8 protein-coding genes are annotated in these 11173 nt (G+C 54.7%); 1 reads left to right on the forward strand and 7 read right to left on the reverse strand.

Annotated features, from left to right (window positions below):
* Positions 1-64 precede the first annotated feature (64 nt).
* From F556_RS0127965 to F556_RS0127985, 5 genes are all read right to left on the reverse strand, one after another.
* Complete coding sequence (locus F556_RS0127965) at positions 65-1729, reverse strand: extracellular solute-binding protein (RefSeq protein WP_020620319.1); 1665 nt, start codon at positions 1727-1729, stop codon at positions 65-67.
* 120 nt (positions 1730-1849) lie between these two features.
* Positions 1850-2770 carry a carbohydrate ABC transporter permease gene (locus tag F556_RS0127970; protein WP_020620320.1) on the reverse strand — a complete coding sequence of 307 codons (921 nt, stop codon included), beginning with the start codon at positions 2768-2770 and terminating at the stop codon, positions 1850-1852.
* 48 nt (positions 2771-2818) lie between these two features.
* Positions 2819-3847, reverse strand: coding sequence for an ABC transporter permease (locus F556_RS0127975; RefSeq protein WP_020620321.1), 1029 nt, complete (start codon positions 3845-3847; stop codon positions 2819-2821).
* A gap of 226 nt (positions 3848-4073) precedes the next feature.
* Positions 4074-6380: a helix-turn-helix domain-containing protein gene (locus tag F556_RS0127980; RefSeq protein ID WP_020620322.1), complete on the reverse strand. Its 2307-nt coding sequence runs from the start codon at positions 6378-6380 to the stop codon at positions 4074-4076.
* A gap of 134 nt (positions 6381-6514) precedes the next feature.
* Complete coding sequence (locus F556_RS0127985) at positions 6515-8845, reverse strand: glycoside hydrolase family 95 protein (protein ID WP_020620323.1); 2331 nt, start codon at positions 8843-8845, stop codon at positions 6515-6517.
* A gap of 173 nt (positions 8846-9018) precedes the next feature.
* Between F556_RS0127985 and F556_RS0127990 the strand changes: the two genes are divergently transcribed.
* Positions 9019-9885, forward strand: coding sequence for an AraC family transcriptional regulator (locus tag F556_RS0127990; RefSeq protein WP_020620324.1), 867 nt, complete (start codon positions 9019-9021; stop codon positions 9883-9885).
* Positions 9886-9943: 58 nt separating this feature from the next.
* On the opposite strand, the gene F556_RS0127995 is transcribed toward F556_RS0127990, so the two are convergent.
* Entirely contained in the window at positions 9944-10177 is a 234-nt protein-coding gene (locus tag F556_RS0127995; protein ID WP_020620325.1) for a hypothetical protein, read from the reverse strand.
* Between the two features lie 137 nt (positions 10178-10314).
* A partial coding sequence (locus F556_RS35465; RefSeq protein WP_020620326.1) for a reverse transcriptase domain-containing protein occupies positions 10315-11173 on the reverse strand: 859 nt, incomplete at its 5' end.

An 11173-nucleotide genomic window follows, 5' to 3' on the forward strand; every position in this document is an offset into this window, starting at 1 on the left:
AGGCGGCCGGACCCGCATCATGAGCGTACGCTTGCGGTCCGGTCCACCGGGGCTTTAATCGACGTTAGTTGCCGAACGAAGCATCATAGGCTTTTTGCAGAATTTCCAAGTAACGGTCGATTTGCAGATCCTGCAATCCTTTGACATACGCATCCCAATCTTTCTCCAGGCTCTTGTTGCCGGTAATGAACTGCAGCGCATTCTGCTCGATGTACGATTTGATGTTGGTCTGAAGAATGCTGGCCTCATCGACTTCCTCTTGTGCAATCCAGATGGACCAGAGCGGGAACAGCTCCTCCGGCTCATGACCTTCATAGAGCAGCGTCGCCTGGTATAGCCGGCGCTCGTAGTTGGCAGGATCATAGATTTCCGTTCCCTGGACGAAGCTGTCCCGGTACTCCTTGGGCATGTAGAAATGAGCCGTGCCGCTCCAGCCGGCATTGCGTGGAGCTTCGCCTTCGGCAGCAGGAATGAGCGCCACTTGCGGCTCTACCCCTTCGCCGAGCGCTTCTTCTCCCGCTTCCGGCTTGCGCCAGTCGATGCCTTCCATACCGGAGGCACCGTTCGTCTGTCCCTCCATCGTGAACATGTAGTCGACCATTTGAATCAGCGCAATCTGCTGCGCTTCCGACGCTTTATTGGTAATAACAAACTTCGCGCCAGGCGCAACGCCGCCGCCGTCATGGGTGGCATAGGAGCCGTGCGGTCCGGTTAGTGGCGGAACCGGGTTGTAATCGGCGGAGTTTTTGTTGCCGGCATCAATGTTGAGGAAGATGGCCGGATGCATACCTGCGCCAGCGCCAAGAATCTGCGTATCCCCGTTCTCGCCAATTTTCTTGTACGCTTCTGCATTCTGGGCAAATGCCCCGGGATCGATCAGGCCTTCGTCATACAGAGATTTGATATACGTCAGCCCTTCCTTCCACTCTTCCTTGAGAGCGGCTGACTCGACCTTGCCACCTGACAGATTTAGATAGTTGCGATCATCGTTGTAGACAAAGCCATTCATTAGAAACGGAATAATACGCACGCCGAAGTCCTCTGTCGAGCCGCTCAACGGCACTTCATCAGCAACGCCGTTGCCGTTGGGGTCCTGGGTCTTAAAGGCGCGGAGCGCATCCCGGAATTCATCGGTAGTCGACGGCATATCCAGTCCCAGCTCATCGAGCCACTTCGTATTGATCCACATCTTGTTTGGATAAGAGCAGTGAAAACACTGACTATAGGCGACCAATCCATAGATATTGCCATCCGGCGCTGTATTAAACGCTTTCAAATCCGGGTTGGACTCCATCGCAGCTTTGATGTTGGGCGCATGCTGGTCAATGAGATCATTAAGCGGGACGATGACGCCCTGTTTGCCGTATTTGACAACATCCGCCTGTGAGAACTGGTCGATATACCCAGGCAGGATATAGGCGTCTGGATAATCTCCACTGGCCAGCGAGATCTGCCGTTTTTCCTTGGCTCCGTCGGGTGGCGTCGTCTCAAAGCTCATCTTGAGGTTAAACTTATCTTCCAGAAAGGCGGTGAATTTGTTGGTCGTCAAGTCGATGCCCTGCTCCTGTACGGCGAACAGTGTTACCTCGACCGGGGCCGTGCCGCTCTCGCCGGGTTGGGGCTCCGTTCCCGGGCTGCTCTCTGACGGCGCGTTGTTACCCGAACAGGCAGCCAGCAGCATGCTGCTCGCCAGCACGACGGTTAACAGGCCTGACAATCTCTTCTTCATCTCGATTCGCTCCCTTTTTCTAATCGTGCATCCTTTATTACTCTGTTCAACTTGCCATTCCCGTACAGGGCCTCACCTCCTCTCATTATACCACCGTCCAGCGTCACTCCCCTTTGGCCATTAACCCTTCACCGAGCCCACGAGCATACCCTGGACAAAATACCGTTGCACAAACGGATAAATCAGCAGCACTGGCAACGTTGCGACAACAATCAGCGAATACTTCAGCAGTTCAGACAATTGCTGCCGCTCCACCTGTTGCAAGGCATCAGTGACGCCTGTGCTGTTGTTGAGAATAATAATGCTGCGCAGGATCAGCTGAAGCGGGAATAGATTGGCTGACTTTAGATAGATAAGGGCATCAAAATACGCATTCCATTGTCCGACGCCATACATGAGAACGAGCACAGCAAGGATCGGCTTGGAGAGTGGCAGGACGACGCTGCGCATAAAGCGCAGGTCACTGCAGCCATCCATCTCCGCCGCTTCCGTCAGTTCCTCTGGAATCGACGCTTGGAAGAAGGAGCGGGCGATGATGACCTGCCACACCCAGATGGCGTTGGGAATAAGCAGAGCCCATCGTGTATCAATCATTCCCATCTCCCGCACAACCATATAGGTCGGGATCAAACCGCCGCTGAACAGCATGGTAAACGTGATCAGCATCATGATGATGCCCCGGCCGAAGAAGGTCCGGCGCGACATCGGGTAGGCAATCATCACCGTCAAAGCCACACTAATCAGCGTGCCTGCGGTTGTATAGAACAACGAATTCGCGTAGCCCCTCATAATCTCCGGCGTCTGGAAGAGCACCTCAAAGCCGCGGAACGAGATGTCGACCGGCCACAGCCAGACACGACCGGAGGTCACGGCTGCCGGGCTGCTAATGGAGCTGCTGGCGATGTAGATGAGCGGATAGATGACGATGATCAGAACAATCGTCAGAATCGTATAGATACAGAACATGAACAGACGGTCACCGGCTGATTCGCGAATTGCGGATCCGCGACGCCGGCGTTCCGTACCGGATGCTGACTTCATGGCGGAACTCCCCTTTTTTTAGTAGAATCTCAAGTTTCCGGGGTGAAGTTACCAGATGCTTGATTTGGTGAATCGACGAGCCAGCGCATTGACCGCGACCAGCAGCACCAGATTAATGAGCGAGTTGAACAATCCTACCGCGGTTGCAAAGCTGTAATTGGCATTGAGCAGCCCGATCTTGTAAACATAGGTGGCGATAATTTCAGAATTGACCATATTGAGCGGATTTTGCAGCAAATAGATTTTCTCGAAGCCGATCGCCATGACGCTGCCGACATTCAGGATGAGAATAATCGTGATGGTCGGCATCAGGCCTGGTAAGTCGACATGAACAATTTTTTGCAGCCGTGAGGCGCCGTCCACTCTGGCAGCCTCGTAGAGCGTCGGGTCGATACCGGCCAGTGCCGCCAGATAGATGACAGCCGAGTAGCCTGCCGTCTGCCAGATGTCTGACCAGACATAGATAGATCGGAACATACCAGCCTCGCCCAGAAAATTGACGGTTTCCATGCCGAAATAGTCAAGGGCGACGTTGACGAACCCGAGCCGTGGCGCCAAAAACAGCATGATGATGGATACCATAACGACAGTTGAGATGAAATAAGGTGCAAAGGTCACCAGTTGAACCATCCGCTTGAAGCGGCCGCTCCTTACTTCATTGAGCATCAGAGCCAGCAGGATCGGCACAGGAAAGCCAGCGAGCAGCAGATAGCCGCTAATTAGAATGGTGTTACGGACGAGCGGCCAGAACATCGGGTTGTCGAAGAACAGCTGGAAGTTGCGGAGGCCGACCCACGGACTTCCCCAGATGCCAAGCGTGACATTGTAGTCTTTGAAGGCCAGCACAGCATTGAGCATCGGATAATATTTGAAGATGGCGAAGAACAGCAGCGGCGGGATGATAACAAGGTACAGCTGCCAGTGCTTGCGGACGCTTTTGCGAGCCTCCTCTACGAATCGCGGCCTGCGCTTGCGGCGGGCGGTGCGGGTGTCTTCCCGTGCGATGGATGTGTCCAGAGTAATTCCCCCTAAGCCTAAGCATGTGATGATGGTAGCGCTTTCTGTACAATCGATCATAGTCTAACTTCATGCTGAAAAAACAGGTACACTTGCGTCATTTACCGTACAGTTCCCCCTATTATTAGGGGCCAATCGCGGTGTAGAGGGTACCTATTGGAAAATGAAGCGCGTCCACTTGGCGGAAACGCAAGGGTAGTCGAACCCAAAAGAAGGTGTCTTGCACATCCGACGCTTCGGACGTGCAAGACACCTTCTACTCAGGTTCTCTCTGATCAAGATGGCATTAGCTTTGGAGTGATTGGCGGTAAGCGCTCGGGGCGACACCCATAACCCGCTTGAAAGCGCGCCGAAAGGAATGCGAGCTATTGTAACCGACACGTGCCGCAATATCGTCTACCGTGCATCCCTCACTGCTAAGCAGTGCTGACGCATGATGCATACGAACCCGCTCAAGGTGATCCGATATATTGTCGCCGGTCACTTCCTTGAACAGCTGCGAGATATATTTCTCGGGACGGCCCACTTGCTCGGCGATCCGGTACAGCGTCAGCTCCGAGTCGCCATATTGCTCGGAGATCACCTGCCGGATTCGGTCAACGGTCTGGATATGGGCGTGGTTTTTCTTGCTGCTGATGATCTGGCATAGTGCGTCGGTCACACGCTCAAGCTCCTCTTGCACAAGTGGCAGTGCGCTTCCTGCTGGAATATCTACAATTTGTTGCTTGAGCTCATGGAGCTGCTCGGACTGCGCGAACGCTTGGTGATCCAGCAGTTTGAGCAGCGTCCCTTTGAGTTCCCCGGTCAATTGCTGTCTCATCTCCTGTGCAAGCTGGCGCTGCTCAGTGTTCTCCGCAATCACCGCAGCCAGCACCCGTGCGGCTTCATCCGGCTCACCTGCCCGGATTGTACTGATCAAGCGTTGCTCGACATCAAGCGGATAGTAATAAGTCGCCGTCTCCAGAGGGGCATCCCCGTACCAGAGCAGGTGTCTCTCACCAATTGGCTCAGCATAATCCAGTGTCTGTCTGGCCTGTTCGAACGCATGGCTGGTATCCAGCAGCTGATGGAAGATGCCGCCTACGGCAGCTGTGCAGGAGACCTTGTAGTCTGAGTAAACCCTTGTGGCCAGCTCAGTCAGCACCTCATTAAGCTCCTGGCGCAGGTAGTCTGGCTCGCGGCCGCTTGATCCGTCCCCTGCTGTCCAGATGAATGCCAGCGCATCCGAACCGAGATCGATGGTGTGCGCTTGTTCGGCTAGTACAGACAACGACTGCTTCAGGATTAGTCGCGCTGCTGCTAACTCGTTAAGGATATCGACGCTGTCCATGCCTGTATACCCGTTAATTCGGAGGATGCCAACATAGCCACTAGTTGAGGGAAAGACTGTATCCGCCTGCTGGGCAGCTGTCGTGATCTCCTCCGGCGTATGAAACTCTCCCGCCAGCAGCCGTCTCAGAAAGCCGTCCCGTACCAGCGGCATCTGCTTCTGCAGCGCCTGCTCCAGGCGGCGGTTGCTGCTGATCATTGTGGAGATATTGCCCTGCAGGAAATCGTAGGCATTGCCGGTTCTGACGGGCTCTTTGCCGAACTGCTCCTTCATGACGCCGATGAGCCGGTTAATCGGCGCACTGTTGCGGTATGCCAGCAGCAAGCCAGCGAGCAGACCCAGCACAAGGGCCACTCCAGTCACCAGCCAGGTCATCTCCTTGATCTGATTCGCATTGGCCATCAGTACCTCGCGAGGGATGCCTGCCCGGTATGTCCACCCGGTCTTCTCGGAGCGGATTGTGATGACCAGATCGTCCTGAAAGAACTGGCTGCGGCTTGTGGAGTCCAGCATTTTCGTTGTCGCCAGCTCTCTCGCACCTGTCTCACTAATCCCGCGCAGACCAATCGTCCGCCCTTCATCATCGCTAATATGCGCCCAGCCGCCATAACGGTCCTCCAGTCCTGCCAACAGGCTGGAGATCATCCGTCCGTCAATTAGTATAACCACAGTGGCCGGCGAAGCGTCGCCGAAGCTGTCCAGCGGCAGCGACTGCATATACGTCAATACTGTGGTTTCACGGCCGTTGTTTACGAAGGATTGCAGCGGCATCATCCCGCTGGTGTGGATAGAGCCCAGGATCGACTCCCTCCACTGCTCCAGCGTCAGTGAACTGTAATGATAGGTACCGTAATAATGCTCTGGACGAACATAGACGGTCCCCTGCGTGAGGATGACATCGTAGTTGTTGAGATAAATGTAGAAGTGCTGCAGGAAATCGTTGGTTTGGCTGAACGGCGTAATTTGCTTGACCATATTGGCAATCCCATAGACATTGACGTGCTCGCCCTGGCGCTTCTCGTTCATCAGCTGCTGCAGATCCGGGTTAAGCGCCAGTTGGCGTGTGAAGCCCTCCACTTCCGCCATTCGTCGCTCCAGAATCTCCTGGCTGCGCTGCAGCTGCGAGACGCTGTTGTCAATGGACATGGATTGGGTGACTGCAATGGACGTTCTGTACGATACGTATCCGGCGATGCTAGGAATCATGAGAATGATCAGGTAAGAGAAGAGAAATTTTTGGAACAAGGACGTGAATCTAGGCACAATAAGCCCCCCTTATTGTAGCGCTTACATATCTTGAACGAACGCGAAGGTGCAGTCTCCTGCCCCTGGCAAGCTCTGCACCTTCATCATACCCAATTGAGCCGAAATGACAAGCCTTACTCCGTTGTGCTTAGCTATGCGTGTTGACGGATGCGCCACTGCAGCCCGCCGTCCAGTTCGCAGCTTTGCCCGGCCTCCAGTTGGATGGTGACGGTCTGATCTCCATATCTTATCGTGAACGAGCCACTCACATGCGCCCGAACCGCAGCCGTTAATAATTTCCCCTCCGCCCAGCCAGCATCTACCTCAAGGCCACCGCGGGCCCGCAGTCCCCGAAAACTGCCTGCTTGCCACTCCGACGGCAGAGCCGGCAGCATATGCACCTCTCCGGTCTGACTCTGCAGCAGCATATCCGCGACCGCAGCCGTGCCGCCATAATTGCCATCGATGACAAAAATATTCGTCTCCGCCCCGGCGATCCCTGCCTTGGAGTAGGTCAGTAAATTATCGAAGCACAACTCACTGATCAAATGCTCGACGTGTCGTAGGGCCCGATCGCCGTCATACAGCCGGGAGAAGCCTGTTGCGAACAACACCGCTGTAAATTCAATGTCCTCCAGCTCGTCGGTCATTCGACGAAGCAGCGTCTGTCTTGCCGCTTCACTTAGCTGTGGATTCGTTAGAGGCGTAATCTGTGCGGCAGGATAGAGCGCGTACAGATGAGCCAGATGACGATGGTCGGGCTGCGCCTCCTCGTAATCCTCCAGCCATTCCTGCAGCTGCCCCTTGGCACCAATCTGAAGTGGCGGCAGCTGACCGATTGCCAGTCGCAGTCGCTCCTGCAGCTCCTCGTCAGTCTCCAGCAGGCGGGACGATTGGACACAGAACTCGAATAGCTCTCTGACCAGCACTTGATCCATTGTTGGTCCCATGGACAATGCTTGCTGTCCCTGCCGCCGCTCCGGTGGGTAAAAGCTATTCTCCGGCGAATTGGACGGTCCCGTGACGAGCCAGCCTTTCTGTGGATGAACGGTCATATAGTCAAGGAAGAAGCACGCTGCCTCCCGCAGTACGGGATAGGCGATGTTCATCAGAAAGTCCCGGTCCCGTGAGTACTCGTAATGCTCCTTGAGATGCATGGCAATCCATAGCCCGCCCGTAACATTGAGTCCCCACCCCGTCTCCCAACCGGGGGCTGTGAATCCCCAGGCATTGGAGAACACATGAGCTACCCAGCCTTCACATTCGTAAAAATCGGTTGCCGTCTGCCTCCCGGCTATCGCCAATTGCTCAATGTAACGCATAAGCGGCAGATGACTGTCCGCCAGATTCGCAATTTCAACAGGGAAATAATTCATCTGGGTATTGATATCCAGATGATAATCACAGCTCCAAGCCATCCGGTTGGCCTCCCCGTCATTCCATGCGCCCTGCAGATGCAAGGGCAACGGTGAATCCGCTCGGGCTCCGGCAATCGTCAAGTAACGGCCATACTGAAAGAATAGAACACTCAGTTCCGGGTCGCCACCCGGTGTTGCTCCCAGCCTTCGCAAGCGTTCATCAGTAGGCAGAGCAGCCTGATCCGGGGCCTCCAGTTGTAACGACACACGGTCATAGAGTGCACGGTAGTCGTCGATGTGCTCGGCCCTCAGCTGATCATAGCCCTTGGCCAGCGCGGCGTCCACCTGCGTCTCGCTTCGCTCCTGCCAGCGCTCGTCCGATTGCCCGTAGTCGGTGTTCAGAGCCAGGATAATGACCACTTCATCGGCATCACGAACTATTAATCCAGCTGCTCCCCTCCTTACGCTGCCGCCCCGGGCAGCGATGCGGAGGAGCCCCTTGCAGGTAACACCGCAGGTGCCGTCGCTATGGATGTCTTCAAGCGCCTGGCCTTCGAACGCGATCGTATCCTCTCCTGTGGGGACTGCCAAGAAGCGGGAGGTCAGGCCTTCCAGTGTCAATTCAAATCCTAGTCCACCCGGCGTGTCCGCTGTCAGCCTCGAGACCACGACCCCAGCCGGATGCGAAGCAAAGGCTTCCCGGGTATAGTGTGTTCCCGGGGTCCCTGAGGCGCGGTAGCTCATGGATGCAACCGCCTCTTCCAGATCCAATGTACGTAGCAAGCTATCCCCGGCTTGCGGGAAGCGAAGTTGAACATTACAAACGGTCAAGTTCGTGCCGAAATTTTGCTTGGCAGGCTGCAGATCCCGCTTGGCCAGCTGGTCCCCTTCTTCGTAATCGCCACGAAAAAATGCCGCCCTCATCTCCTGCAAGCCAGATTTCCCCCGGCCGCTAGCAGCAATCCGCTCCCGCTTGCCAGACCAATAGGTCAGCTCGGTGATGCTCCATGTCTCCCGATCCCCTCCGCCATAGATGACCGCGCCTAGGCGTCCATTGCCGATTGGCAGACCCTGCTTCCAGCTATGCCCCGGTGTGTTGTACCACAGCTTTATTCCATTTCTCATCTATATCATCCTCCGGACCTGATCAATGTCATGTTGGCGGATCATCCGCCTTCGGAAGTGTAGGCCTACCCTTCTGCATGCCATTAGTGTATCATCGATAGGAGATTATGTATTTGGTAGCGCATCCATAGATTTGACGATTCCTCCGCTAATATGGACTGGAGAGGTGCAGGATGAATAAACTGAATGAGATGACGCCTTATGTCGGGGATTCTATGCATTATCTTTATGACGGCAGTTCCAATGAGAAGCTGCGCGTCTGCAGTGTTTATGCCCTTCATTTATTTACGGCGGGACATGGCGAGATGGAAATTGACGGCAGCCGCTACCCGATTGATCAGCGGACGATCATTTTTCTCAGGCCGGGGGTTCCTCACGCGTTTCATATTACACCTGGCCAACCCATGCCCGCTTACAATCTCTATGCAGACTTGTGGGACCAGGAGCGGCCGGTCTCCCGCAATCGTCAGTTCATCTATGCGCCGGAGCCCTTCGAACTGGGAGAGCTCGCGCTGACCCCGTTCTGCGACGAGCTGGACAGTTTGCCTTGCGTGTTCTCCCTCCAGCCCTACCCTGAGCTCTATGATGCCTTTATTCGAATGGCCAAGCTGTTCCATACCGCCTCCTTCTACCGTGTCGAGATGATGAACAGCCTGCTCCTGGCCTGGCTGTTGAACTGGTTCAATACGGTGCACACGCCGCAGCCAACCGATTATCGGATCGTCCGTCTGCTGGCGCATCTGCATGATCATCCCGAGCAGCGCGAGCCTGTCGAGTCGTGGTGGACGTTCTGCGGTTTGAAGCGCACGTATTTTCATGCACTCTTCCTTCGCGAGACCGGCTTTACGCCCAAGGCGTATCATCATCGCCTGCTTATGCGGCGAGCCGCTCACCTGCTGCTGGAAACTGAGCTGAGCATCACCGCTATTTCCGAAAGACTGGGCTACGGCTCCATTCATCCCTTCACCCGTCATTTCTCTGCCTATTATGGCGTGAGCCCCAAGCAATACCGCACACGGCCGCAGGACAGTCAACTCTGAACCTTCGCATAAAACAAAATCATCCTGCGGATGATTCTAAGAGACTCATCCCCTTGCTCTAACGACCGACCAGCGGGTTGCCGAGCAAATAGAGGAACAAAGGTGCGTTACAGCGGCCGACCAGCAGGTTGCCGAGCAAATAGAGGAACAAAGGTGCGTTACAGCGACCGACCAGTAGGTTGCCGAGCAAATAGAGGAACAAAGGTGCGTTACAGCGGCCGACCAGTAGGTTGCCAGACAAATAGAGGAACAAAGGTGCGTTACAGCGGCCGATCAATTGGTTGGCGGACACATCTTATCCACAACATACAAAAATCATAGTTTCCTCTAGAGTAAAGGGCTGAATCATTTCAGCCCCTCCTCATCAAACCGTACGTGAGGTTTTCCCTCATACGGCTTTCCGATGTTCGTCATTCATGGGCGTGCAGTTTACAAGAGCGTCTTGAGTCCATATTGTTTAGTCAGAAACCTGACCTCGCGGATTGAACCGCCCCAGCGTGAGCGTTGCCTCTTCTTTGCATACCACCTTGAAAGCCGCTGAACGATGTACCAATCCAGCTTCGCCATCTTCAATTGGCTATAGGACGTGTAGTAATAGTTTCGCCACCCCTGAATCTTGGGGTTCAACCATTCCACGTGTTCCTGGAATGATTTATGCCGCATACTCGGTGGCCCCAATCTTTCCTTTACCACTCCCCGAATGCGTTCCTCTGCCTTTCGGGTAAGCCACTGCTGGGTGGTGTAATACACCTTTCCCTTCGACGTTTCTGCTTTCGTTTTGCGATGATGCATGCCGAGAAAGTCAAAGCCTTCTTCTCCTGTCCATAGTCCGACGATGCGGGTTTTAATCGGATGCAACGTGAGCTCCAGACGCTCCATGATCGTACGAATGAGTTCATACGCCCGGTCTGCGTCTTTCTTCGTCTTGCATACGACTACGAGGTCATCCGCGTATCGCGTCAGTTCCCCGTATCCGCCGCCGTGTCGTTCCCACAGGATGTCGAAGTAATTTAGGTAGATGTTCGCAAGCAGTGGAGAAATAACCCCTCCCTGCGGCGTACCCAAATCGGAGCGCCTTACCGTTCCTTCCTCCATTACTCCCACTTGTAACCACTTCCGTACCAGCTTCAAGATCCGTCTGTCGCTGATTCGCATTTCCACCAACTTCATTAACTTCTCTTGATTGATGTTGTCGAAGTAGCCTTGGATGTCGACGTCGATCACCCAATTTCCTTTACGGTTGCAGGCTTTTCGGATTCGGTCCAGCGCTCCCTTCGCGCTTCGCTTC

This window comes from Paenibacillus daejeonensis DSM 15491, from assembly GCF_000378385.1.
Taxonomy (GTDB): Bacteria; Bacillota; Bacilli; order Paenibacillales; family Paenibacillaceae; genus Paenibacillus_D; species Paenibacillus_D daejeonensis.

Bases quoted from the DNA above. Each gene is read 5' to 3' on its own strand.
- F556_RS0127970 (WP_020620320.1), bottom strand. From the start codon at position 2,770: ATGAAGTCAGCATCCGGTACGGAACGCCGGCGTCGCGGATCCGCAATT.
- F556_RS0127990 (WP_020620324.1), top strand. From the start codon at position 9,019: ATGAATAAACTGAATGAGATGACGCCTTATGTCGGGGATTCTATGCAT.
- F556_RS0127985 (WP_020620323.1), bottom strand. From the start codon at position 8,845: ATGAGAAATGGAATAAAGCTGTGGTACAACACACCGGGGCATAGCTGG.
- F556_RS0127975 (WP_020620321.1), bottom strand. From the start codon at position 3,847: ATGATCGATTGTACAGAAAGCGCTACCATCATCACATGCTTAGGCTTA.
- F556_RS0127965 (WP_020620319.1), bottom strand. From the start codon at position 1,729: ATGAAGAAGAGATTGTCAGGCCTGTTAACCGTCGTGCTGGCGAGCAGC.